Annotated in this window: 20 protein-coding genes; 9 read left to right on the top strand and 11 right to left on the bottom strand. The window is 72.5% G+C overall.

The features are described from left to right. Window positions 1–154: 154 nt before the first annotated feature. From ACZ407_RS06420 to ACZ407_RS06400, 5 genes are all read right to left on the bottom strand, one after another. Window positions 155–823 carry a rhomboid-like protein gene (locus ACZ407_RS06420; protein ID WP_468125970.1) on the bottom strand — a complete coding sequence of 223 codons (669 nt, stop codon included), beginning with the start codon at window positions 821–823 and terminating at the stop codon, window positions 155–157. Between the two features lie 92 nt (window positions 824–915). Continuing rightward, a complete protein-coding gene (locus ACZ407_RS06415; protein ID WP_468125968.1) occupies window positions 916–1,635 on the bottom strand; it encodes an ABC transporter permease in 720 nt (239 codons plus the stop codon). A gap of 13 nt (window positions 1,636–1,648) precedes the next feature. Continuing rightward, the gene (locus tag ACZ407_RS06410) at window positions 1,649–2,560 is read right to left on the bottom strand and encodes an ABC transporter ATP-binding protein (RefSeq protein WP_468125967.1); all 912 of its coding nucleotides are present in this window, start codon (window positions 2,558–2,560) and stop codon (window positions 1,649–1,651) included. Continuing rightward, entirely contained in the window at window positions 2,557–3,441 is an 885-nt protein-coding gene (locus ACZ407_RS06405; protein WP_468125965.1) for an ABC transporter permease, read from the bottom strand. The genes ACZ407_RS06410 and ACZ407_RS06405 overlap by 4 nt, the downstream gene beginning before the upstream one ends. Further along, entirely contained in the window at window positions 3,434–4,480 is a 1,047-nt protein-coding gene (locus ACZ407_RS06400) for an ABC transporter ATP-binding protein (protein WP_468125964.1), read from the bottom strand. Before ACZ407_RS06400 ends, ACZ407_RS06405 begins: the two co-directional genes overlap by 8 nt. Window positions 4,481–4,702: 222 nt before the next feature. Between ACZ407_RS06400 and ACZ407_RS06395 the strand changes: the two genes are divergently transcribed. From ACZ407_RS06395 to ACZ407_RS06385, 3 genes are all read left to right on the top strand, one after another. Beyond that, window positions 4,703–5,560 (top strand): M24 family metallopeptidase, encoded by an 858-nt coding sequence (locus tag ACZ407_RS06395; protein ID WP_468125962.1) that lies wholly within the window; start codon window positions 4,703–4,705, stop codon window positions 5,558–5,560. A 5-nt stretch (window positions 5,561–5,565) separates the two neighbouring features. Next, entirely contained in the window at window positions 5,566–7,365 is a 1,800-nt protein-coding gene (locus ACZ407_RS06390) for an SDR family oxidoreductase (protein ID WP_468126068.1), read from the top strand. A 152-nt stretch (window positions 7,366–7,517) separates the two neighbouring features. Then, the gene (locus ACZ407_RS06385) at window positions 7,518–8,462 is read left to right on the top strand and encodes a MerR family transcriptional regulator (protein WP_468125961.1); all 945 of its coding nucleotides are present in this window, start codon (window positions 7,518–7,520) and stop codon (window positions 8,460–8,462) included. A gap of 19 nt (window positions 8,463–8,481) precedes the next feature. On the opposite strand, the gene ACZ407_RS06380 is transcribed toward ACZ407_RS06385, so the two are convergent. Then, window positions 8,482–9,219: an aquaporin gene (locus ACZ407_RS06380; RefSeq protein WP_468125959.1), complete on the bottom strand. Its 738-nt coding sequence runs from the start codon at window positions 9,217–9,219 to the stop codon at window positions 8,482–8,484. A 162-nt stretch (window positions 9,220–9,381) separates the two neighbouring features. Here ACZ407_RS06380 and ACZ407_RS06375 point away from each other — a divergent pair, with 162 nt between their 5' ends. From ACZ407_RS06375 to ACZ407_RS06365, 3 genes are all read left to right on the top strand, one after another. Continuing rightward, complete coding sequence (locus tag ACZ407_RS06375) at window positions 9,382–9,921, top strand: RNA 2'-phosphotransferase (RefSeq protein ID WP_468125958.1); 540 nt, start codon at window positions 9,382–9,384, stop codon at window positions 9,919–9,921. Between the two features lie 149 nt (window positions 9,922–10,070). Continuing rightward, window positions 10,071–10,967, top strand: a complete 897-nt coding sequence (locus tag ACZ407_RS06370; protein ID WP_468125957.1) for an LLM class flavin-dependent oxidoreductase — start codon at window positions 10,071–10,073, stop codon at window positions 10,965–10,967. An 89-nt stretch (window positions 10,968–11,056) separates the two neighbouring features. Beyond that, window positions 11,057–11,905: a Cof-type HAD-IIB family hydrolase gene (locus ACZ407_RS06365; RefSeq protein ID WP_468125955.1), complete on the top strand. Its 849-nt coding sequence runs from the start codon at window positions 11,057–11,059 to the stop codon at window positions 11,903–11,905. Window positions 11,906–11,985: 80 nt separating this feature from the next. Here ACZ407_RS06365 and ACZ407_RS06360 read toward each other — a convergent pair whose 3' ends face one another. From ACZ407_RS06360 to ACZ407_RS06345, 4 genes are all read right to left on the bottom strand, one after another. Beyond that, complete coding sequence (locus ACZ407_RS06360) at window positions 11,986–13,710, bottom strand: sensor histidine kinase (protein WP_468125953.1); 1,725 nt, start codon at window positions 13,708–13,710, stop codon at window positions 11,986–11,988. A gap of 128 nt (window positions 13,711–13,838) precedes the next feature. After that, window positions 13,839–17,522: a thiol reductant ABC exporter subunit CydD gene (gene cydD, locus ACZ407_RS06355; protein WP_468125951.1), complete on the bottom strand. Its 3,684-nt coding sequence runs from the start codon at window positions 17,520–17,522 to the stop codon at window positions 13,839–13,841. A gap of 63 nt (window positions 17,523–17,585) precedes the next feature. After that, the gene (gene cydB / locus ACZ407_RS06350; protein ID WP_468125950.1) at window positions 17,586–18,590 is read right to left on the bottom strand and encodes a cytochrome d ubiquinol oxidase subunit II; all 1,005 of its coding nucleotides are present in this window, start codon (window positions 18,588–18,590) and stop codon (window positions 17,586–17,588) included. Between the two features lie 19 nt (window positions 18,591–18,609). Next, window positions 18,610–20,115 (bottom strand): cytochrome ubiquinol oxidase subunit I, encoded by a 1,506-nt coding sequence (locus ACZ407_RS06345; RefSeq protein WP_468125949.1) that lies wholly within the window; start codon window positions 20,113–20,115, stop codon window positions 18,610–18,612. 191 nt (window positions 20,116–20,306) lie between these two features. On the opposite strand from ACZ407_RS06345, the gene ACZ407_RS06340 reads away from it, so the two are divergent. Further along, window positions 20,307–20,675, top strand: a complete 369-nt coding sequence (locus tag ACZ407_RS06340) for a cyclophilin-like fold protein (RefSeq protein ID WP_468125947.1) — start codon at window positions 20,307–20,309, stop codon at window positions 20,673–20,675. A 38-nt stretch (window positions 20,676–20,713) separates the two neighbouring features. Here ACZ407_RS06340 and hisC read toward each other — a convergent pair whose 3' ends face one another. After that, entirely contained in the window at window positions 20,714–21,793 is a 1,080-nt protein-coding gene (gene hisC / locus ACZ407_RS06335; RefSeq protein WP_468125945.1) for a histidinol-phosphate transaminase, read from the bottom strand. 350 nt (window positions 21,794–22,143) lie between these two features. Between hisC and ACZ407_RS06330 the strand changes: the two genes are divergently transcribed. Further along, window positions 22,144–23,256: a LacI family DNA-binding transcriptional regulator gene (locus ACZ407_RS06330; protein ID WP_468125943.1), complete on the top strand. Its 1,113-nt coding sequence runs from the start codon at window positions 22,144–22,146 to the stop codon at window positions 23,254–23,256. A 151-nt stretch (window positions 23,257–23,407) separates the two neighbouring features. Continuing rightward, window positions 23,408–24,652, top strand: coding sequence for a metallophosphoesterase (locus tag ACZ407_RS06325; protein ID WP_468125941.1), 1,245 nt, complete (start codon window positions 23,408–23,410; stop codon window positions 24,650–24,652). Window positions 24,653–24,742: the final 90 nt, after the last annotated feature.

Here is a 24,742-nt window from a genome sequence, read left to right as displayed (position 1 = left end):
CACGCTCGAAGCGGCGGCCCCGGACTCCTGTCGCTCCCCGCACGATCCACTCTGCCCGGGTCGCATCCGGCCCACCAGCGAATTTCCCTGCCGCACCGTCAGCCCGCGACCGGCCCGCAGCCCGGCTCACGTTCCACGTGAAACCACGGCGCGGTCATGTTTCACGTGAAACCACGGCGCGGTCGTGGTCAGGTGGAACCGGCTGCGGGTGCCGGGTGAGCGGCCAGGCCAGCAGTCCGATGGCCAGCGCGATCGCATGACCCAGGTCGGTGAACGTGCCGCCGGTCAGCAGGGGCACCCCGAAGAACGCGACGGCGCCCGCGAGATAGAGCCAGCGCCAGGGCCCGGGCAGCCGGTACGTGAGCACCCCCACGGCGGCGGCCAGCCCGTAGCTCACCCCGATGTCCACCACGTGCGCCATGCTCCGCGGGGCGCGGTGGTCCCGGATGGCCATGAGCACCACGTTCTGGCTGACCAGGGTGGCCACGACATGGGCCGTGGCCACGATCGTCAGCCATCGCAGGGTGCCGAGCCAGCGCTCGACCGGGGCGTGGAACAGCTCGAACAGGACCACGTACAGCAGGAGCGAGGCCGGGTTCTCGATCCAGAACGCGCTGGCCAGCAACGCTCGTACGGGGTGCGTGACCAGTTCGTGGATGTTGCTGCTGTTGCGGTGCAGCAGCACGTGGTCGAGGTGGTCGGGGGAGAGGGCCACGATGATGCTGGTGACGGCGATGATCAGCATCCACACGTGCGTGCCGGGCGAGGAGCGCACCCATGACCTCAAGGGCCGGGAAGGCTCAGGCTCGGGGTGCAGATCCATGCACCGATCATGACCTGCAAAGCTGTGCCCCGCCCGGTGTGCGCACCGGGCGGGGCAGGGGGACGGGGCGGCGCGCGGGCCTGCCGGGCGGGCTACTCCTCGCCGGCCAGCGTCAGGCGCCGCAGCTTCTGGCCCGCGTACGCGGTGGCCGCGACGGTGACCACGGCCAGCAGGATCCCTCCGGTGGGCAGGGAGACCGCGGAGCTGACCGCGCCCTCTCCGCTGATCTTCTCGGCCAGGGCCAGGGCCCACTGCTGCACGCTGAGCGTCTTGGCCCCTTCGACAAGGCTGCCGAACAGGGATTCCCAGACCAGGGCGTAGACCAGGCCGAAGACCACGGCGTGCCGGCTGACGGTGCCCAGCAGCAGGAACAGCGCGCTGTAGGCGATGGAGGCGACGAGGGCCGCGACCGTGTAGGCAATGGCGATCTGCTGCCCGTTGCCGTTGAGGATGAAGCCGGCGATCAGCATCGGGACGGCGGAGAAGACCATCGTCACGGCGATCGCGACGATCAGCTTGGTCATGATGATCGTGGGCCGCTTCACCGGCTTGGAGAGCAGGTAGACGATCGAGCCGTCGTCGATCTCCGGGCCGATCGCACCGGTGCCTGCGATGACGCCGATGAGGGGCACCATCGTGGCGAGTCCGAAGCCGCCGAGCAGGTCGGCCGCGACGCTGTCGTCGACTCCGGTGAGGGCGCGGACGGCCACGGCGATGAGCACGAGCAGGGCCGGGAGCGCGAAGAGGATGAGGGCCCGGCGGCGGCCGAGCAGGGCCCGGTAGGTGAGCCGGGCGACGGTGGGGTTGTACATCGGTGCCAGCTCCTCAGGCCGCGACGAGGTAGGAGAAGACCGACTCGAGGGACTCGTCGGAGGGCGAGACCGTCAGCAGCCGGATGCCGTGCTCCCGGGCCACCTGGGGCAGCAGCTCGGTGAACCGTCCGAAGTCGACGGCCTGGATGCGCAGGGCGCCCTCGGCGCGGTCCACCTCGATGCCGGCGGTGGACGGGTCCGCGATCAGGGCGGCGGCCAGGGCGCGGTCGTCGGAGGAGCGGACCAGGTAGCGGTGCGGGCGGTCGGTCATCAGCCGCCGGATCTTGCGGTAGTCGCCGGAGGCCGCGTGCCGCCCGGCGACGATCACCTCGATGTGGGAGGCGAGCTGCTCGACCTCCTCCAGGATGTGCGAGGAGAAGAGCACGGTGCGGCCCTCGTCGCCCATCCGCCGCAGGAGGTCCATCAGCTGCATGCGCTGGCGGGGGTCCATGCCGTTGAACGGTTCGTCGAGCAGGAGCACGGAGGGGTCGTGCACCAGGGCGGAGGCCATCTTCACGCGCTGGCGCATGCCCTTGGAGTAGGTGGAGATCTTCCGGTCCTGTGCGTACTCCATCTCGACGGTGGCCAGCGCCCGGCGGGCGGCCCGCTCGTCGAGCCCGTGCAGCTCGGCGTTGGCGACGACGAACTCCCGGCCGGTGAGGAAGTCGTACATGGACTCCCGCTCGGGCACGACGCCGATGTGCGTGTACACCTGCTCGTTGCGCCAGATCGGGGCGCCGTCGAGGGTGACGGTCCCGGTCGAGGGGGCGAGGAAGCCGCCCATCATGTTGATCAGGGTGGACTTGCCGGCGCCGTTCGGGCCGAGCAGGCCCGTCACCCCGGGTCCGATCTGCATCGTCACGTCGTTGACGGCGACGACGTTCCCGAACCAGCGGGAGGTGTGGTCGATGTCGATGATGCTCACAGTCCGGCCTTCCGGTAACGGCTCATCAGGGCGGCGTACGAGCCGGCGATGAGGGCGAAGACGACCAGCAGGTAGACGGCGCCGGTGCCGGCCGAGGGGCCGTCGCCGCCGGGGAAGGCGGAGGTGGCACCGAGGAAGGCGGTCTGCACCCCGTCGATGAGGGTGATGGGGGAGAACAGCCCCATCCACTCGATGGCACCCGTGTTGCCGGTGGAGTACGCGACCCCCTGCACGGCCGTGACGGCGCCGTACGGGATCACGAGCAGGGCGATGACGGCCGCGACACCGAAGCCGCGCCGCGGCGTGAGGGCGGCCATGACCAGGCCGATCCCGCCGAAGAGGAGCGAGAGGAGGAGCACCGAGACCAGTCCCTGGGCGAACCCCTTGGTCTGGTCCGCGAAGTCGAATTTGGCCAGCAGGGCGCCGATGTACATGACGAGCAGGGGCGCCGCGGTGAGGACGAAGAGGGCGGAGACCATCGCCGCGTACTTGGCGACGACGTAGTCCACGCGCTCGATGGGCCGCGAGAAGTACAGCGGCACGGTCTTGAAGCGCAGGTCGCGGGAGACCGACTGGGGGGCCTGCGAGGCCAGGTACAGGGCGATCACCATCTGGAGGTAGAGGGCGTACGACGTGTACTTGAGCGGCAGGTCCTTCGAGCCGGGCACCGCGATGGCGACCGCGACGATGATCGCCGCCGGCAGGCACATGACCGCGAACAGCAGCATGGGCAGGACCTTGGACTTGGCCGACCGGCCGAGCCCGTAGGCCCCGCGCAGGGACTGCGAGTACAGGGAGCGGCGGGCGTAGGCGCGTCCGAGGCGGCTGCCGTCGTACGACCGGTAGCCGATGTTGTGGATCCGGGTGGAGGTCTCAGCCATCGGTGCCCGCTCCCTTCCCTGCTGCGTGTGCGGAGGCCGCCGAGTGGGCGGCCCAGGCGGCGGCGCGGCGGGCCGCCTCGTGGTCCGGGTGCGCCTGCTGCGCGTCGTCGCGGAAGACCTCGGCGATGTGGTGGCGGCGCTGTTCCATGCGGACCAGGCCGAGGCCGAGGCCGGCGACGGTGTCGCGGACGGTGTCGTACGTCTGCTCGCCGGTGGCCTCGACGAGGAGGATGTGCCCGGCGCCGGGCAGACCCTGCTCCTCGCCGGCGTGCAGGGTGACCCCGGCCGCGAGGAGGGCCTCGCGCAGGGCACGGGTGCCGTCCGGGTGGGCGTCGGAGTCGGTGACCTCGACCGCCAGGGTGGCGGTGGTCTGGGTGAAGTCGCTGGTGGAGCTGGAGCGCAGCAGCTTGCCGCCGTCGACGACCACGACGTGGTCGCAGGTGCGCTCCAGCTCTCCGAGCAGGTGCGAGGTGACCAGCACCGAGATGCCGAAGTCGGTGTACACGCGGCGGATGAGGCCGAGCATCTCGTCGCGGCCGACCGGGTCGAGGCCGTTGGTCGGCTCGTCGAGCAGCACGAGCTGCGGGTCGTGGACGAGTGCCTGGGCCAGCTTCACCCGCTGCTTCATGCCGGTCGAGTAGCCGCCGATGGGGCGGTACCGCTCCTCGTAGAGGCCGACGTGGCGCAGGGTGTCCGCGGTGCGCTCACGGGCGGCGGTCGGGGGGAGCCCCGACATCCGCGCCATGTGCACGACGAACTCGGTGGCCGAGACGTCGGGCGGCAGGCAGTCGTGTTCGGGCATGTAGCCGACCCGTTCGCGGATGGCGCTGCCGTGTGTGGCGACGTCCAGTCCGAGCACGGTGGCACGGCCCTCGGTGGCGGGGGACAGTCCCAGCAGGATCTTGATCAGCGTGGACTTGCCGGCTCCGTTGGCGCCCACCAGCCCGGTCACACCGGGCCCGATGTCGAGGGAGAGCCGGTCGAGGGCGGTCACCTTGGTGTACCGCTTGCTCAGGCTTTCGGTCGCGATGACAGTCACGTTTCGAAGGTAGTGGCGCGCTCCGCGGCGGGCGTCAGACCTGGAGTCCGGAACGTGTCAGCCTTCAGGCGTACGTGCCCGTAGGGGGGCCGTACGGAAGACGGAGTGCCACGACGAGTTGTCCACAGGTACGTGCAGGGGCCTTGACGTGATCTCCAGGCATTGTCACATTCATCAGTGTCAAGTTACGGGTGCGTACGGCGACACGGACGGACGGTTGGCATGGCCGGTAGGACGTCGGCGGTGCGGGGGCGGATCTCCCCGGACCTGCAGGGATTCAGGGAAGTGCAGCGGCTCGCGTACGCGTGCGCGGAGGCGGTCGCCGCGCGCCTCAAGCCGGGCGTCACCGAGCGCGAGGCCGCGCGGATGCAGCGCGACTGGCTCGCCGAGAGGGGGGTGCGCGACTGGTTCCACCTGCCGTTCGCCTGGTTCGGCGACCGCACGGCCTTCGTGAACTTCCGGATACCGCTCCAGTTCTTCCCCACCAACCGGCGGCTGGAGCCGGGGATGCCCTTCATCCTCGACATGGCCCCCATCCACCGCGGCTACGCGGCGGACATCGGGTACTCCGGCAGCCTGGGCCTCAATCCCGTGCAGGACCGGCTCATGGACGACCTGCGGGAGCACCGGGCGCTGATCCTCGACGAGGTCCGGGAGCGCCGGCCGCTGCGCGAGATCTACGAGGACGTGGAGCGGCTCATGGTCCGCCAGGGCTACGCCAACCGGCACCGCGCGTACCCCTTCGGCGTGATCGCGCACAAGGTGGGCCGGGTCCCCGAGCGCCGCTGGTCGCCCACCGTGTTCGGGTTCGGCACCCAGTCCCTGAAGGGGCTGGCGAGCGACGCACTGCACGGGCACCGCGAGGGCTGGTCCCCGCTGTGGAGCCCGTACACGTTCTCCGACCATCCGCCGCAGCCCGGCCTGTGGGCGGTCGAACCGCACCTCGGGTTCCGGGGCACCGGCGCCAAGTTCGAGGAACTCCTCGTGGTCACCGATTCCCGCGACCCCGAGGAGAGCGCATTCTGGCTGGACGACGACCTGCCGCACGTGCGGCGCTGGGCAGAGGAGAAGGCGGCGTGAAGGCGATGGCCCTGAAGGACGCGCGGACGCGCACGGTCGCCACCGGCGGGGTGGAGCTGTGCGTCGCCGAGCTCGGCGACCCCTCCCGGCCCACCGTGCTGCTGGTGCACGGCTACCCCGACAGCAAGGAAGTGTGGTCGGGCGTCGCCGAACAGCTCGCCGACCGCTTCCACGTCGTGCTGTACGACGTCCGCGGACACGGCGCGTCCACCGCGCCGCAGCCGCTGCGCGGCGGGTTCACCCTGGAGAAGCTGACCGACGACTTCCTGGCCGTGGCCGACGCCGTCAGCCCGGACCGGCCGGTGCACCTGGTGGGCCACGACTGGGGCTCGGTCCAGGGCTGGGAGTTCGCGACCGTCCGGCGCACCGAAGGCCGGATCGCCTCCTTCACCTCCATGTCCGGACCCTCCCTCGACCACTTCGGGCACTGGATCAGGAAGCGGATGACCCGGCCCACCCCGCGCCGGGCCGCCCAGCTGCTCAACCAGGGGGCCAAGTCCTGGTACGTCTACATGCTGCACACGCCGGTCCTGCCGGAGCTGGCCTGGCGCGGCCCCCTCGGCCGGCGCTGGCCCCGCATGCTCCAGCGGGTGGAGAAGCTGCCCGCCGACGGCTACCCGACGGCTTCCCTCCCCACGGACGCGGCCCGCGGCGCCTGGCTGTACCGCGACAACGTCCGCTCGCGGCTGCGCCGGCCGCGCCCCGACGCGTACGCGCACGCCCCGGTCCAGCTGATCACCCCGACCGGGGACGCCTTCCTGTCGGAGCGGCTCTACGACGACCTCGAAGCGTGGGCCCCGCAACTGCGGCGGCGCACCCTGGACGCCCGGCACTGGATACCGCGGACCCGGCCCGACCAGGTGGCCGCGTGGATCGGCGAGTTCGTCGACGCCCACGAGGACCGCGGCTCGGGCACGGCGGCCGGGGTCCTCGCCCCGGCGGGCCGCACCTCGCGCCCCGGGACGGACGGCGGGCGGTACGCGGACCGGTTCGGCGGCCGGCTGGTGCTGGTCACCGGCGCCGCGAGCGGCATCGGGCGGGCCACCGCCTTCGCCTTCGCGGAGGCGGGCGCCCGGGTGGTCGCCGTCGACCGCGATGCGGAAGGGGCCGCCAGGACGGCGGAGATGGCCCGCCTGCTGGGAGCCCCGGAGGCCTGGGGCGAGGTCGCGGACGTCTCCGACGAGCAGGCGATGGAGAAGCTGGCCGCCAAGGTGGCCGCCGAGTACGGGATCGTGGACGTCCTGGTCAACAATGCCGGGATCGGGCTCTCCGGGTCCTTCTTCGACACCAGCGCCGAGGACTGGAAGCGAGTCCTCGACGTCAATCTGTGGGGGGTCATCCACGGCTGCCGGACCTTCGGCCGCCAGATGGCCGAGCGCGGCCAGGGCGGCCACATCGTGAACACCGCCTCGGCCGCCGCCTGGCTGCCCTCGCGGTCCCTGCCCGCGTACAGCACCTCCAAGGCGGCCGTGCTGATGCTCAGCGAGTGCCTGCGCGCCGAGCTGGCCGGCAAGTCCATCGGGGTCTCCGCCATCTGCCCGGGCATCGTGAACACCAACATCACCGCCACCACCCGGTTCGCGGGCAGCGACGCGGCCGAGGAGCGGCGCAAGCAGCAGCGTTCCTCCCGGCTCTACGGGATGCGCAACTTCCCGCCGGAGAAGGTCGCCGAGGCCGTACTGCAGGCCGTCGTGCACAACACGGCGGTGGTGCCGGTGACCCCGGAAGCCCACGCCACCCGGTGGATGTCGCGGTTCACCCCGCGCGCGCTGCGCGCCTTCGCCCGTATGGAGCCCAGGTTGTGAGCGCCCCGGCGGCGGACGGGCCCGCCCGTGCGGCGGACGGCTCGGCCTTGCGGGCGGGCGGGGGCGGCACGGCCGTATCCCGCTCCTGCCCGCGGTCGTACCATCCCTCGCAGGAGGGCTCGCTGGGCAGGCCCGTGGGGTAGGGAGTGGGTGTGTCCGATCAGGCGGTGACCGAGTACCGGATCGAGGATCTGGCGCATCACAGCGGTGCGACGGTGCGGACGATCCGGGCGTACCAGGACCGTGGTCTGCTGCCCCGGCCCGAGCGCCGGGGCCGCTCCAACGTGTACGGCGACACCCACCTGGCACGGCTGCGGCAGATCGCGGACCTGCTGGACCGCGGCTACACCCTGGCCTCCATCAAGGAGCTGCTGGAGGCGTGGGACGCGGGGCGCGGGCTGGGCGGGGTGCTGGGGCTGGTCGCGGAGGTGCACGGGCCGTGGACCGACGAGGAGGCGGCCCGGATCAGCCGGGACGAGCTGGACGCGCGCTTCGGGGGGCGGCCCGACGACCGGGCCGTCGACGAGGCGGTGGAGCTCGGGGTGCTGGAGCGGATCCCGGGGCGGGTGGACGAGTTCCTCGTCCCGAGCCCGCAGGAGCTCGCCGTGGCCGCGGAGCTGCATGCGGCGGGGGTCCCGCTGGATGCGATCACGGGCCATCTGCGGGAGCTGCGCGGGCAGGTCGAGAACATCGCCTCCCGGTTCCTGGAGTTCACCACCGAGCACGTCTTCGCCCGCTACCTGGGCGGCTCTGCCGCGGAAGGCTGCGAGGAGGAGCCCCCGCTGACCGAAGCGGCGGCCACCGAGGCGGCGGCGATGGTGCGCCGGCTGCGGCCGCTGGCCCAGCAGACGGTGGACGCCGAGCTGGCCCGGGCCATGCGGCTGTTCGCCACCCGTCACCTCCAGCAGCACCTCGGCACCTCGGGCCGGGCGTCCGTGCCCGCGGGCCCGGCCCCGGTGGCCCTGCCCGCGGAGACGGTCCGGGCAGTGCAGGAGCTGGTCGGTCCGGACCACGTGGCCGCGTTCGTGCGGGCCGCGACGGAGCGGGAGCTCCAGGCCCGCACGATGAACGACCTGGCCAGCCGGCGGCAGGCCTGACGCTCGCCGCTGCGGACCGTCAGCTGACCGCCTTGTAGGCGGTGTTGAGCGCCGTCACCTCGACGGCCGCCGCGCGCTGCCGCCCGTACAGGACGACGGACAGCGCCAGGCCGAGCACCCCGCCGGCCGCCTGGGCCAGGACGAAGCCGGGGAGGGAGGCGGGGGCGATGCCGGTGAAGGAGTCGCTGAAGGCCCGGCCCACGGTGCCCGCCGGGTTCGCGAACGAGCCGGACGAGGTGAACCAGATGGCGGCGGCGATGTAGGCGGCGACGGCCGCGGGGACGAGCCGGGGGCGGCCGATCCGGCCGAGTCCCTCGATGACGAGGACCAGCCCGGCGGTGGCGACGACCTCGCCGATCAGCAGGTGGCCGCCGTCGCGGACCTGGGTGGCGAGGGTGCCGGGGCTGCGGTCGAACATCGCCTCGGCCAGGAGGGCTCCGGCGATGGCACCGGCCGTCTGGGCGGCGGTGTACGCGAGGGCTTCGCGGCCGGTGAGGCGTCCGGCGGGGGAGCGGCGGGGCCACCAGGCGGTGAGGGTGACCACGGGGTTGAGGTGGGCGCCGGACAGCGGCCCGAACAGGGTGATGATCAGCGCGAGGCCGATGGCGGAGGCGGCGGAGTTGGCGAGCAGGGCCACCCCCGGGTCCTGAGTAAGCGCGGCGGCCTGGATCCCGGATCCGACCACGATCAGGAGCAGGGCCGCGGTGCCGGTGAACTCGGCGGCGGCCCGGCGCTTCAGCGAGGCACGTGCAGGCATGGGTGTCCCCCTTCGAGGCTTTCGGTGCAGGTGGCGTGGGGACGGCGAAACCGTCAGCGGAAAATATATTCCGTATCTTGGAAGTGAGATAGGGGGGCTGGCCCGCCCCGAACCACCGAAAAGGCGTGGTGTGCGGACCCACCAGCCGGGCACGCTGGCCCCATGGACGAAAGACGCACCGTGAAGGTGTCGAAATATGTCTCGAAGCACCTGCGCCACCAGCCGGAACGCATCGGACTGGCGCTCGATCCCCAGGGCTGGGTGGAGATCGACGCGCTGATCGCGGCCGCAGCCGCCCACGGCTTCCCGTTCACCCGCGCCGAACTCGACCACGTCGTCGACACCAACGACAAGAAGCGCTTCGCCGTCGAAGGCACCAGGATCCGGGCCAGCCAAGGCCACACCGTCACCGTCGACCTCGACCTGCCCGAGGCCGAACCGCCCGCCCACCTCTACCACGGCACCGTGCCCCGCGCCCTCGACGCGATCCGCACCGAGGGCCTGCGCCCCATGCAGCGCCACCACGTCCACCTGTCCCCCGACCGCGAGACCGCCACCCGGGTCGGCGCCCGGCGCGGCCGCCCCGTCGTCCTCACCGTCGACGCCGGGGCCATGCACCGCGCCGGCCACGTGTTCCGCATCAGCGCGAACGGGGTCTGGCTGGTGGACGCCGTACCGCCCGAGTACCTGCGCCTCCCCTGACGCGGAGGCGCCGGACCCTCAGCGCCCCAGCCCCCAGCCCCCAGCCCCCAGCCCCCAGCCCCCAGCCCGCCGGAACGACAGGCCGAGCAGCCGGGTGCCATCCCCGTCCCGCCTGCCCCTCGGGCCCCGGCTCCCGTACTGTCGAGCGCATGCACGTGAGCACCGTGATCCTCCCCATCCACCGGTGGAGCGAGGGACAGAAGATCTGGCGGCGCGCCGAAGACCTCGGCTTCCACGCCGCGTACACCTACGACCACCTGTCGTGGCGCTCGTTCCGCGAGGGCCCCTGGTTCGGGGCGCTGCCGACCCTCACCGCAGCCGCGACCGCCACCAGCACCATGCGCCTGGGCACGCTCGTCACCTCGCCGAACTTCCGGCACCCCGTGACCCTCGCCAAGGAACTGATCACCCTCGACGACATCTCGGGCGGCCGGATCACCCTGGGCATCGGGGCCGGCGGCAACGGGTTCGACGCCACCGCCCTGGGCCAGGAGGCCTGGACCCCGCGGGAGCGCGCCGATCGCTTCGCCGAGTTCGTCCCGCTGCTCGACCGCCTCCTCACCGAAGGCGCCGTCACCCAGCACGGCACCTTCTACACGGCCGAGGAGGCCCGGAACGTGCCCGGCTGCGTGCAGCGCCCCCGGCTGCCCTTCGCCGTCGCCGCCACCGGCCCGCGCGGCCTCAGGCTCGCCGCCCGGCACGGCCAGGCCTGGGTGACCACCGGAGACCCGAAGCTGTACGAGGAGGGCACGCCGGAGCAGTCCGTGGCGGCGCTCCGCGGCCAGGTGGAGAAGCTGGAGAAGGCCTGCGCGGAGGCCGGCCGGGACGTGGCCGAGCTGGACAAGATCCTGCTCACCGGCTTCACCCCCGACCGCGCCCGACCGCTGGAGTCGCTCGGCGCCTTCGTCGACTTCGTCGGCCGCCACGCCGAACTGGGCTTCACCGAGCTGGTGCTCCACTGGCCGATCCCGGGCTCCGACTTCGCCGCCGACCAGCAGGTGTTCGAGCAGATCGCGACCGAGGGCCTGGCACAGCTCGGCCAGTGACCAGGCGCTTTCCGCCGGAACCGGCTCCGAGCTGCCCTGATCTGCGCTCTCGGTCCGGTTCCGGCAGCCCCGGATGTGAAGATGGCTGTGTGACCGCAGCCCCCCAGCACCGCCCTTCTCCCCGCCTGATCGCCACGGATCTCGACGGCACCCTGCTCCGTGACGACAAATCGGTGTCGGCGCGCACGGTCGCGGCCCTCGCCGCCGCCGAGGAGGCGGGCATCGAGGTCTTCTTCGTGACGGGCCGGCCGGCCCGCTGGATGGACGTGGTCAGCGACCACGTCCAGGGACACGGCCTGGCGATCTGCGCCAACGGAGCAGCCGTCGTCGACCTCCACGACGGCCGCCGGTTCATCGAGGTCCACGCCCTGCCGCGCCTCGTGGCCCTGGAGGTCGTCCGCACCCTGCGGGACGCCGCCCCCGGCACCTCCTTCGCCGTCGAGCTCACCAGCGGCATCAACTACGAGCCGACCTACCCCCCGTTCTTCCAGGACCCCGGCGCCAACGTGGCCACCGCCGAAAAGCTGCTCGCCGAAGAGGTCCCGGACACCGCCGCCCCCGTGCTCAAGCTGCTCGCCCACCACACCGAGCTGTCCCCCGACGAGTTCCTGGCCCTGGCCCGCACCGCGGCCGGCGCGCACGCCTCGATCACCCGCTCCAGCCCGACCGCCCTGCTGGAGATCAGCGGTCCCGGGGTCTCCAAGGCGAGCACCCTGGCCCTGTGCTGCGCCGAGCGCGGCATCTCCGCCGCAGAGGTCGTCGCCTTCGGGGACATGCCGAACGACGTGGAGATGCTGACCTGGGCCGGCACCTCGTACGCGATGGGCAACGCCCACCCCGACGTGATCGCCGCCGCCTCCGGCCGCACGGTCGCCAACAACGAGGACGGCGTCGCCGTGGTCATCGAGCGCATCCTCGCCGAGCGCGCGGGGGCCTGACGGGGGCCTCCCGGGGCGGGGGCACGGCAGGGCCGCTCACAGCGTGGCCTACCGGGGCAGGGGCCCCGCGGCCGGGCCGCTCACAACGGGGCCTCCCACACCAGGGTGGTGCCCCCGCCGTCCTCCCCGATCCCGGGCCCGTACCAGCTGGCGCCGCCCAGGGACTCCGCCCGCCGGCGCAGGTTGCGCAGCCCGCTGCGCCGGCCGCCCTCCGGGATGCCGACCCCGTCGTCCGCGACCTCCAGCCGGACCGCGGGCCGCCCGTCCGCCAGCTTCGAGGTCGCGTCCACCACCACCTCGATACGGGAGGCCCCGGCATGCCGGAAGGCGTTGGACAGCGCCTCCCGCAGGGCCGCGATCAGGTTCTTGCCGACGAGCTCCCCGACCACGGAGTCCACGGCCCCCAGGAACCGGTGCGCGGGCTTGAAGCCGAGCGGCACCGCCGCCATGTTGATCTCCCGCAGCACCCGGGTCCGCAGCCCCGACGGGGCCTCCGCCGGACCCTGCTGGAGGGCGAAGATCGCCGTGCGGATCTCCTGGATGGTCACGTCCAGCTCGTCCACGGCCTTGCCCACGCCCTCCTGCACCTCGGGCACGACGGACCGGCGCTGGGCGCCCTCCAGCATCATCCCCGTGGCGAAGAGCCGCTGGATCACGAGGTCGTGCAGGTCCCGGGCGATCCGGTCCCGGTCCTCGAACACCGCCAGCCGCTCCCGGTCCCGCTGGGCCTCCGCCATCATCAGGGCCAGCGCCGCCTGGGAGGCGAACTGGGTGGCCAGGGTCCGCTCGGCCTCGCTGAACGGCCGCCGGCCGCGCGCCCGGGGGGTCACCAGCGCCCCCAGCACCCGCCCGCCGCTCTGCAGCGGCAGCATCATGCACGGCCCGTACTGGCTGGTCAGCCTGCTGATCATGCGCGGATCGGCGGCCGCGTCGTCCACGAAGACCGGCTCCCCCGCCATCAGCATCTCCACGACCGGGCTCTCCGCCGGGATCAGCACCCCCAGTGAGGTGGCCGGATTCTCGGAGGACACCGCGACGATCTCCATCCCGCCCTCCTCGGCCGGGAGCATCACGATCCCCGCGGCCGAGTCCGCCAGGTGGCGGGCCTGCTCCGCGACCACCGCCAGCGCGTCGTCGGCGTCCCCGCCCGAGAGCAGGGCGGTGGTCACGGCCACCGACCCGTCGATCCAGCGCTCGCGCTGGGTCGCGGCCTCGTACAGCCGGGCGTTGCCGATGGCGATGCCCGCCTCGGTGGCCAGCACCCGCACCATGTGCAGGTCGTAGTCGTTGAACTCGCCGCCGCCGCGCTTCTCCGTCAGGTAGAGGTTGCCGAAGATCTCGCCCTGGACCCGGATCGGCACCCCGAGGAAGGTCTTCATCGGCGGGTGGTGCGGCGGGAAACCGGCCGAGCGCGGATCGGCCGACAGGTCGGCGAGCCGGACCGGCTCGGGGTCGCGGATCAGCGCGCCGAGCAGCCCCCGGTGGCCGTCCGGCCGGTGCCCGATGAGCTGCGCCTCCGCCCGCCCGATGCCGTACGTGACGAAGTCGGACAGCCCGCGGCCCTCCGTGTCCACCACGCCGATGGCCGCGTACCGGGCGTCGGCCAGCTCGGCGGCCGTCTCGCAGATCCGGTCGAGGGTGGAGTGCAGCTCCAGGCCGGTGCCGACCGAACGCATCGCCTCCAGCAGCTGCGGCACGCGGGCCGTCAGCTCGGTGGAGAGCCCCTGCAGGCTCCGCGTCGCCTGCGTGGCGGCTTCCAGCGGGTCCGGAGACCCGTGCGACTCGTGCGACTCCTGCAACGACATGCCCTTGAGCCTAGTTAGTCCCTTTTACTCGGGAAAGTCGGGTACTGGTCCGCGGCGGCAGCGGCAGCCGGGCGGCCCCACCCGGCGCGGCCGCGGGCCCGGCATCGACCGCGACCGCGCGCCTGCCCTCACACCCCCGCCCCGACGGCCGGCGCGGCGGCCGCCCGCTCCCGGTCCAGCATCCGCCGCAGCGGCCCCTCGGCCGCCGCCAGCTCCGCATACGGGCCGCGCTGCACGATCCGGCCCTCCTCCAGGACGAGCACCTCGTCCACCGCCTCCAGACCGGCCAGCCGGTGCGTGATCAGCACGGTGGCCCGGCCCTCGGTGGCGGCCAGCAGATCCGCGGTCAGCGCGTCCGCCGTCGCCAGGTCCAGGTGCTCGGCCGGCTCGTCGAGGACCAGGACGGGGAAGTCCGCCAGCAGCGCCCGCGCCAGCGCCAGGCGCTGCCGCTGCCCGCCCGAGATCCGCTCCCCGTGCTCGCCCACCAGGGTGTCCAGCCCCTCCGGCAGCCCGTCGGCCCACTCCAGCAGCCGGGCCCGGGCCAGGGCCGCCCGCAACTCCGGCTCGGTGGCCCCGGGCCGGGCCAGCCGCAGGTTCTCCCGCACCGAGCTGTCGAACAGGTGCGCATCCTGGGCGCACAGCCCGACCATCCGGCGTACGTCGTCCCCGGCCAGGGCGTCGGCCGCGACAGCGCCCCCTCCGGGACCGCCCGGCTCCCCGCCGCCCAGCCGGTACAGGCCTTCCACGGGGTCGAGGAAGCGCAGCAGCACCTGCGCCAGGGTGGTCTTGCCGGACCCCGAGGGGCCGACCACGGCGATCCGCCGGCCCGCGTCGAGGGTGAGGTCCACCCCGGCCAGCGCCGCCCGCTCCTGACCCGGGTGGCGGGCCGTGATGCCCGTCAGCCGCAGCGGGAAGGGCTCGGCCGGCGGCCGGGCGGGCCTCCGGGGTTCGGCGACGGGCAGCGGCGCGTCCAGCACCTCGTGGACGCGCTCGGCACTGCGCCGGACCCGCTGGCGGTACTGGACGGCCGAGGGCAGGGCCGACACCGCCTCGAAGGCGGCCAGCGGGGTGAGGACGACCACGGCGAGGGACACCCCGCCGAGCCGGCCGCCGGCCACCGCGGCCACGCCCGCCACGGCGGACGCCACCACGGTCAGCCCGCACACCAGCGCCGACAGCCCGCTGCCGAGCCCGGCGGCGGCCGCCCCGCGCCGGGCGATCACCGTCAGGGCCCGGTCCGCGTCCGCAACCCGGCGCAGCCGCTGCGGCAGGGCGCCGGCCACGGTCAACTCCGCCGTCCCGGCCAGCAGATCGGCCGTCCGGCCCGCGAGCTCACCGCGGGCCGGAGCCAGCCGGCGTTCGGCCTGCCGGGCCACCGCGGCGGTCAGGGCGGGCACCCCGACCCCGGCCAGCAGCAGCCCGGCCGCCAGCACCGCGCCCGCCTCGGGCAGCAGCCAGGCGGTGAAGCCGACGGCGCCGGCGGACACCAGCAGTCCGGTCCCGGCCGGAAGCAACCACCGCAGCCAGTAGTCCTGGAGGGCGTCCACGTCGGCGACGAGCCGGGAGAGCAGGTCGCCTCGCCGGGTGTGGCGCAGCCCGGCCGGTGCGATGCGCTCCAGCCGCCGGTACACGGAGACCCGCAGATCGGCCAGCATCCGCAGCACGGCGTCGTGGGAGACGAGCCGCTCCGCGTAGCGGAACACCGCCCGGCCCATGCCGAAGGCCCGCGTGGCCGTGACCGCCATCATCAGGTAGAGCACCGGAGGCTGCTGGGAGGCCCGGGAGATCAGCCAGCCGGAGACCGCCATCAGCCCCACGCTGCTGCCGACGGCGAGCGCACCGAGCAGCAGGGCCAGCCCGAACCGCCCGCGCCGCGCCCCGGCTGCGGCCCGCACCCGGGCCAGCGCCGACCGGCGCCCGGCGGCGGCCCCGGGGAGGTCCCCGGCATCCGGCTCCGGCCCGGCGGCGGGGCGGGCCGACGCGTCGGTCTCCACACCGTCCGCACCGCTACGCCGGTCCGGCTCGGCCAGGTCCCGGCCGCCGGAGCCCGGAACCCCGGCCCCGCCCGCGACGGCACCACCCACGGCACCACCCACGGCACCGGCACCGGCCCCGGCCCCCGCCAAGGCGCCCGCTCCCGCACCCGTCAAAGAGCCGGGACCGGCCCCCGGCTCCAGCGCCACCACCCGGTCGGCGACCGCCAGCAGCGCGGGCCGGTGCACGACCAGCAGCACCGTACGGCCCACCGCCAGCCGCCCGACCGCCTCGACGATGCCCGTCTCGGTCTCCCCGTCCAGCGCGGCCGTCGGCTCGTCCAGCAGCAGCACCGGCCGGTCCGCCAGGAAGGCACGGGCCAGCGCGAGCCGCTGCCGCTGCCCCGCGGACAGCCCCGTACCGCCCTCGCCGAGCAGGGTGTCCGCACCCGCCGGCAGGGCCGCCACGAACTCCTCGGCGCCCGCGTCCCGCAGTGCCGCCGCGACCTCCGCGTCCGGTGCGCCCGGCCGGGCCAGGCGTACGTTCTCGGCGATGCTGCCGGCGAACAGGTAGGGCCGCTGCGGTACCCACGCGATCTGCTCGCGCCAGGCCTCCGGAGACAGCCCGGCCAGATCGGCCCCGCCGACCAGCACCCGCCCCGACGTGGGCGGTACGAAGCCCAGGAGCACCTGGAGCAGGGTGGACTTGCCCGACCCGCTCGGGCCGGTCAGGGCCACGCACTCGCCGGGTTCCAACGTGAGCGACACCGGTGCCAGCGCGTCTCCCGCCCGGCCGGGGTAGCGGACGCAGACCTCCTCGGCCGTGATCCGCAGCGGACCCGCCGGCAGGGGCGCGGTGCCCGCAGCCGCCGTGTCCGGGGTCTCCAGGACATCGAAGATCTCCTCCGCCGCCGCCAGCCCCTCCGCGGCGGCGTGGTACTGCGCGCCCACCTGACGCAGCGGCAGGTACGCCTCGGGGGCCAGGATCAGGATGACCAGGCCCGTGTAGAGGTCGAGGTCCCCGTGGACCAGCCGCATGCCGATGGTCACCGCCACCAGCGCCACCGAGAGCGTGGCCAGCAGCTCCAGGGCGAACGAGGACAGGAAGGCGATGCGCAGGGTCCGGAGCGTGGCCCGCCGGTACTCCGAGGTGATCGCGCGGATGGACTCCGCCTGGGCCTTGGCCCGGCCGAAGACCTTGAGGGTGGGCAGCCCTGCCACCACGTCGAGGAAGTGCCCGGAGAGCCGGGACAGCAGCCGCCACTGGCGGTCCATGCGGCTCTGGGTGGCCCAGCCGATGAGGACCATGAACAGCGGGATCAGCGGGAGGGTGACCACGATGATGGCCGCGGAGACCCAGTCCTCGGTGACCACCCGGGCGAGAACGGCCACCGGGACCACCACCGCCAGCCCCAGCTGCGGCAGGTAGCGGGAGAAGTAGTCGTCGAGGGCGTCAACCCCGCGCGTGGCCACCGCGACGAGCGACCCGGTCCGCTGACCGCTCAGCCACCCCGGGCCCAGCTCCCCGGCCCTGGCCAGGAGCCGGCCGCGCAGCTCCGACTTCACCGCGGCGCCGGCCCGGTGGGCGGCCAGCTCGGTCAGCCAGGACACCAGCGCGCGCCCCAGCGCCACCGCCGCGAGCAGCAGCAGCGGGGTCCGGAGCGCGCTGAGGTCCAGGCCCTTCTGGAAGGCGCCCACCACGATCTCCGCGATGAGCATGGCCTGTCCGACGACCAGCCCCGCCCCGGCGAGGCCGAGGGCCACCACCGCCGCCAGGAAGGCGCGGGTGGAGCGGGCGTACCGGAGCAGGCGCGGGTCGATCGGTTTCACGTGAAACATCCCCCTCGGAAGGCGGGGGATGTTTCACGTGAAACATCCCCCGGGGCAGGACGTGCCGGCGGATCAGTGGACGGGATCGGCGAGGTGCTGGGTGCCGATGCGCTTGCGGAACACCCAGTAGGTCCAGCCCTGGTAGAGCAGCACCAGCGGGGTGGCGACCGCCGCACACCACGTCATGATCTTCAGGGTGTACGGGCTGGACGAGGCGTTGGTGACCGTCAGGTGCCAGGCGTCGTTCAGCGAGGAGGGCATGACGTTCGGGAAGAGCGCCAGGAACAGCATCGCGACGGCCGCTGCGATCGTGACCCCCGACAGGGCGAAGGCCCAGCCCTCGCGGCCCTTGGCCACGAAGCCCAGTGCCGCCACCAGGGCCAGCACAGCGACCGCCATGGCCACGAGGCTCTTGCCGTCACCGCGCGAGACCTGGGTCCACAGCAGGAAGACCAGGGCCGTCACGGCGGTGGCCAGGCCCAGTTGCAGGGCCAGCGTGCGCGAGCGCTCCCGGATCTCCCCGACCGTCTTCAGCGAGGTGAAGACCGCGCCGTGGAAGGTGAACAGGCTGAGGGTGACCAGGCCGCCGAGCAGCGAGTACACATTGAGCAGGTCCCAGAGGGTGCCGACGTACTCCATGTCCGCGTCGATCTTCACCCCGCGCACGATGTTGGCGAAGGCCACGCCCCACAGGAACGCGGGGATCAGCGAGGTCCAGAAGATCGCGCGTTCCCAGTTGGTCTGCCAGTTCTCCTCGGGCCGCTTGGCCCGGTACTCGAAGGCGACCCCGCGCACGATCAGGCAGACCAGGATGACCAGCAGGGGCAGGTAGAACCCGGAGAAGAGGGTGGCGTACCACTCCGGGAAGGCGGCGAAGGTCGCGCCTCCGGCGGTCAGCAGCCACACTTCATTGCCGTCCCAGACGGGACCGATGGTGTTGATCAGGACCCGCTTCTCGGCGCGGTCCCGGGCCAGCAGCCGGGTGAGGATGCCGACCCCGAAGTCGAACCCCTCCAGGAAGAAGTAGCCGATCCAGAGGACCGCGATCAGCACGAACCAGACGTCGTGGAGTTGCATCTCTCGCTCTCCTCAGGGCTCAGTACGAGAAGGCCATGGGCCGGTCGGCGTCCTTGTCGTCGCCGCCGATCCTGGTGGGCGGGTTCAGATCGGCCTCCGTGAGCTCCGGCGGTCCGGCCTTGACGTACTTGACGAGCAGCTTGACCTCGATGACGGCGAGCACCGCGTAGAGGAGGGTGAAGCCGATCATCGAGATCAGCACCTCGGCCGTGGAGACGCCGGGGGAGACCGCGTCGCGCGTGCGCAGGACCCCGTAGACGACCCAGGGCTGCCGGCCCATCTCGGTGAAGATCCAGCCCCAGGAGTTGGCGATCAGGGGGAAGGCGATCGTCCACAGGGCCGCGAGCCAGTACCACTTGGTCAGCCGGGGGCTGAGGGCCGTCTTGTACAGGACCAGGTGCGGCACCTCGTCCTCGCCGGTCCGCAGCCCCGGTGGCAGCAGGAACTTCCGGCGGGTCAGCCAGAGGCCGGCGGCGCCCACCGCGAGCGAGGCCATGCCGAAGCCGATCATCCAGCGGAAGCCCCAGTAGGCCACGGGGATGTTGGGCCGGTAGTCGCCGGGCCCGAACTTCTCCTGCTCCGCCTTGTTGACGTCGTTGATGCCGGGGACGAAGGAGTCGAAGTCGTCGTTGGCGAGGAAGGACAGCAGGCCGGGAATCTCTATGGCCACCTTGTTGTGGCCCTTGTCCACGTCCCCGTAGGCGAAGACCGAGAAGGGCGCGGGCGCCTCCCCGTCCCACAGCGCCTCGGCCGCGGCCATCTTCATCGGCTGCTGCTTGAACATGACCTTGCCGAGCAGGTCACCGCTGACGGCGGTCAGCAGACCGGCGATCACCAGGGTGACCAGGCCCAGCCGCAGCGAGGTCCGCATCACCGGCACGTGCTTCTTGCGGGCCAGGTGGAAGGCGGAGATGCCGACCAGGAACGCGCCTCCGACGAGGAAGGCCGCGCTGATGGTGTGGAAGAACTGGGTGAGCGCGGTGTTCTGGGTGAGCACCGCCCAGAAGTCGGTGAGCTCGGCCCGCCCGCGCTCCTTGTTGATGCGGTACCCGACCGGGTGCTGCATCCAGGAGTTGGCGGCGAGGATGAAGTACGCCGACAGGACGGTGCCGAGCGAGACCATCCAGATGCAGGCCAGGTGGATCTTCTTGGGCAGCTTGTCCCAACCGAAGATCCACAGGCCGATGAAGGTGGACTCGAAGAAGAACGCGATCAGTGCTTCGAAGGCGAGGGGCGCGCCGAAGATGTCACCCACGAACCGCGAGTAGTCCGACCAGTTCATGCCGAACTGGAATTCCTGCACGATGCCGGTGACGACGCCCATCGCGATGTTGATCAGGAAGAGCTTGCCCCAGAACTTCGTGGCCCTGAGGTACTTCTCCTTCTCGGTCCGCACCCAGGCGGTCTGCAGGCCGGCCGTGAGCGCGGCGAGCGAGATCGTCAGGGGCACGAAGAGGAAGTGGTAGACGGTGGTGATGCCGAACTGCCATCGCGCCAGTGTCTCCGGCGCCAGAGCTAGGTCCACGTCGTCTTCTCCTTCACATCGCCGTGGTACGTCGGCAGGATGCCTGCTCGAACCACCTCAATCACGGAGCAAGCAGACACGCTTGTGAACGCGTTCACATTCACAAGCATTATGTCGTACCGGCCTCCACCCGTTTCATCCGGGGGGTCCATCTTCTGGCCAACGAATTCAACATATTGTTGAATTACGCCATGCAGATACGCATCTCCTGGCCCGCCGGCCAGCTCACCGCCACCCTCGACGACACCCCGACCGCCAAGGCCCTGGCCGAAGCCCTGCCGCTCGTCTCGACCGCGCACACGTGGGGCGAGGAGGTCTACTTCGACACTCCCGTCTCCGCGGCCCTGGAGGACGACGCCCGCCAGGTCGTGGAGCCCGGCACCGTCGCCTTCTGGACCGAGGGCGACGCCCTCGCCCTCCCCTACGGCCCGACCCCCATATCGCGAGGAGGCGAGAGTCGCCTGGCGAGCCCCTGCAACCTGCTCGGCTCACTCGACGGCGACCCCCGCCTCCTGGCCACCGTCCGCGACGGCGACCCCATCCGGGTGGAAGCGGCCTGACCCCACTGGCCTGCCGCCCCCTCGGGCTCCCGGTACGCCTACAGCTCCTTGCGGAACGCCTCCGCCGCGTGCAGGAACAGGTCGTTCGCCTCCGGCTCGCCGATCGTGACCCGCAGGCCCTCGCCCGCGAAGGGCCGGACCACCACACCGGCCTTCTCGCAGGCCGCCGCGAAGTCGGCGGTCCGCTCCCCCAGCCGCATCCACACGAAGTTCGCCTGCGTCTCCGGGACCGTCCAGCCCTGCTTGACCAGCGCCTCGTACACCCGGGTGCGCTCGCAGACCAGCGAGCCGACCCGGCCCAGCAGCTCGTCCTCGGCGCGCAGCGAGGCCACCGCCGCGTCCTGCGCCAGCTGGCTCACGCCGAAGGGCACGGCCGTCTTGCGCAGCGCCGCCGCCACCGGCTCGTGCGCCACCGCGAAGCCGACCCGCAGGCCGGCCAGCCCGTACGCCTTGGAGAAGGTCCGCAGGACCGCCACGTTGGGCCGGGTGCGGTAGAGCTCGATGCCGTCCGGCACCTCGGTGTCGCGGATGAACTCGCGGTAGGCCTCGTCCAGCACCACCAGCACGTCCGAGGGCACCCGGTCGAGGAACCGCTCCAGCTCGGCGCGGCGCACCACGGTGCCGGTGGGGTTGTTCGGGTTGCAGACGAAGATCAGCCGGGTCCGCTCGGTGATCGCCTCGGCCATCGCGTCCAGGTCGTGCACGTCCCCGTCGGTCAGCGGGACCGGCACGGCCGTGGCGCCGGAGATCTGCGTGATGATCGGGTAGGCCTCGAAGGAGCGCCAGGCGTAGATGACCTCGTCACCGGGGCCCGCCGTGGACTGGATCAGCGACTGGGCCACGCCCACCGAGCCGGTGCCCGTGGCGATGTGCTCGACCGGCACGCCGAAGCGGTCGGCCAGCTCGGCGACCAGGCCGGTGCAGGCCATGTCGGGGTACCGGTTGAAGCTCCCGGCCGCCGCGACCGCGCTCTCCAGCACCCCCGGCAGCGGCGGGTACGGGTTCTCGTTGGAGGACAGCTTGAACGCCACGGCACCCCCGGCCGCCGCGGGCTTCCCCGGCTTGTACGTGGGGATGCCGTCCAGCTCGGCGCGCAGCTTCGGGCTCTTCTCGCTCACCGCAGGTCCTCCTCGACCGTCCCTTGAACTTCAATACTGCTCACCTTATGAGGATTCCGCCGTCCCGAAAATGGCTGGCGGCAGGAAACCGGGGGGCGCATGCATATATGCATGCGCCGGTGGCTCGCGCCGTGGCGCGCGTCCCCCGTGAAGGTGAGTTGAGACCACTTCGCAACATCGCCACCTTGGCATGCCCGTACCGATCGACAAGCGGCCCTCAGGGCCATACCTGGGTAACTGCCTTTGTTTTCAAGGTCATTGGGGGTGGCGAACCATGCAGAAACGTGCCTGTCAACGACTGCATATGCATTCGGTCCATCAGGCCTTCCGAGCCCTACTATCGGCTCGCCATGACAGCAGCAGGGAAGCATCAGGTGAGCCGGACGGAGACCCCCCGGCGGGCCGGCCGGCAAGGACGGGCGGGCATCAGGGACGTGGCGGCCGCGGCCGGCGTCTCGATCACAACCGTGTCGGACGCGCTCAATGGCAAGGGCAGGCTGCCGGACGCCACCCGCCGCCACGTCCGCGAGGTGGCCGACCGGCTGGGTTACCGCCCCTCCGCCGCGGCCCGGACCCTCCGTACCGGCAAGTCGGGCCTCATCGGCCTGACCGTCACGACCTACGGGGATGAACCTTTCACCTTCACCGAATTCGCGTACTTCGCCGAGATGGCCCGGGCCGCCACCTCCGCCGCGCTCGCCCGCGGCTACGCCCTCGTCATCCTGCCCGCCACCTCCCGCCACGACGTCTGGTCCAATGTCGCGCTGGACGGGACCGTCGTCATCGACCCCTCCGACCACGACCCCGTCGTCACCGAGCTGGTCCGCCAGGGCCTGCCCGTCGTGTCCGACGGCCGTCCGGCGGGCGCCCTGCCCGTCACCGCCTGGGTCGACAACGACCACGAGGCCGCCGTACTCGACCTGCTCGACCACCTGGCCGCCGCCGGCGCCCGCCGGATCGGCCTCCTCACCGGCACCACCACCGACACCTACACCCGGCTCTCCACCACCGCCTACCTCAACTGGTGCAAGCGCGTCGGCCAGGACCCCGTCTACGAGTCCTACCCCGCCCACGACCCGTGCGCCGGAGCGGTGGCCGCCGACCGGCTGCTCGCCCGCCCCGACCGCCCGGACGCCGTCTACGGCCTCTTCGACCCCAACGGCACCGACCTGCTGGCCGCCGCCCGGCGCTACGGGCTGCGCGTCCCCGACGACCTGCTGCTGGTGTGCTGCAGCGAGTCCACCGTCTACGCGAACACCGAACCCCCCATCACCACCCTCTCGCTCAAGCCCCGGCGCATCGGAACGGCCGTGGTCCAGCTCCTCATCGACGCCATCGAGGGAGTGGACACCGGGCGTCCGGTCGAGCAGGTGATACCGACCGAACTGATCGTCCGGACCTCCTCGCAGCGCCGGCAGCCCCGCACCACGGTCAGCCCGCCACGCTCGCCGTCGAAGGACTGAGAACGAACAAATCGGGAGAAAAGGCCGAGAACAGGCCTGCGCGGCCCGGGTCCGTCCAGGATTCACCACCCCTGGTGCGTCACAGAGCGCGAGCCGCATTCCTATGATGGGCGCACGACATCACGGACCCTCCGGCCAGGAGGGTCCGCGGATGTGCGGCAGCGCGACGGTGGTGGAGGGGTCGATGACTCAGGGGGCCGGTCAGGGACCCGTGATGCGGACGGAGACGCTGCGGGACTTCCGCGTCCCCGGAACCGCGCCCGTACCGTACCCGGACCCCGAACCTCATCCGGCCGCCGCCCCCTACGGGGAAGCCCCGGCATACCCGCAGCCGGCCGCGCAGCCGCCGGCCGCCGGCCCCGCTCCCGTGCACATCCCCGTCCAGCCCCAGGCCCGCCCGGAGCCCCCGGCCCCGCACGCCCGCGCGGACGTCCCCCCCTACCCCGAGCACGCCCCGTACGGGGATGACCCGGACGGCTACACGCCCACGCAGCGGGACCTCCCCGTCATAGGGGCCCGCGCCGGCGACACCGTGCAGGTCACCTACGTGCCCGAGGAGCGGCCCGGCTCCGGGCTCGGCCCGCTCTACGTCGTCGGCGACGTGCACGGCTACCTCGACGAACTGGTCGCCGAGCTGCAGGCCCAGGGGCTGGTGGACGCCGACGGCAGCTGGTCCGCCGGAAACGCCCGGCTCTGGTTCCTCGGCGACTTCACCGACCGCGGCCCCGACGGCATCGGCGTCATCGACCTCGTCATGCGGCTGTCCGCCGAGGCCGCCGCGTCCGGCGGCTACTGCAAGGCCCTGATGGGCAACCACGAGCTGCTGCTGATCGGCGCCAAGCGGTTCGGCGACACCCCCGTGGCCTCCGGCGCCGGCACCGCCACCTTCCAGGCCGCCTGGCTGCTCAACGGCGGCCAGCGCACCGACATGGAACGCCTCCAGGACGTCCACCTCCAGTGGATGTCCCGGCTGGACGCGGCCGCGCTGGAGGACGGGCACCTGCTCCTGCACTCCGACACCACCGCGTACCTCGACTACGGCAGCTCCATCGAGGACGTCAACGACAAGGTCCACGAGCTCCTCAACCGCAACGACGCGAACGAAACCTGGGACCTCTTCCGCAAGTTCACGCGGCGGTTCGCCTTCCGCGACGAGGAGTCCGGCCCCGAGGCCGTCCGCGAACTGCTCGCGACCTACGGCGGCAGCCGCGTGGTGCACGGCCACAGCCCGATCCCGTACCTGCTCGGCGAGGTCGGCACCGAGGACGCCGACGGCGAGGGCGGCCCCGTGGTCGAAGGACCGCACGTGTACGCCGGCGGACTGGCGATCGCCATGGACGGCGGGGTCACGATGGCCGGAAAGCTGCTGGTCGTACAACTGCCGCTGAGCGACTGAGCGTTCACCGTACGGGGTATTTCCGGAAAGGCCCTGTCACCGTATGGCGTGGGCGCTCTACCATCGCACTGTCCGTAGCAGGCTCTCCTC

This window comes from Streptomyces sp. NPDC030809, assembly GCF_055572195.1.
This window is presented reverse-complemented; position numbering and strand designations above follow the sequence as displayed.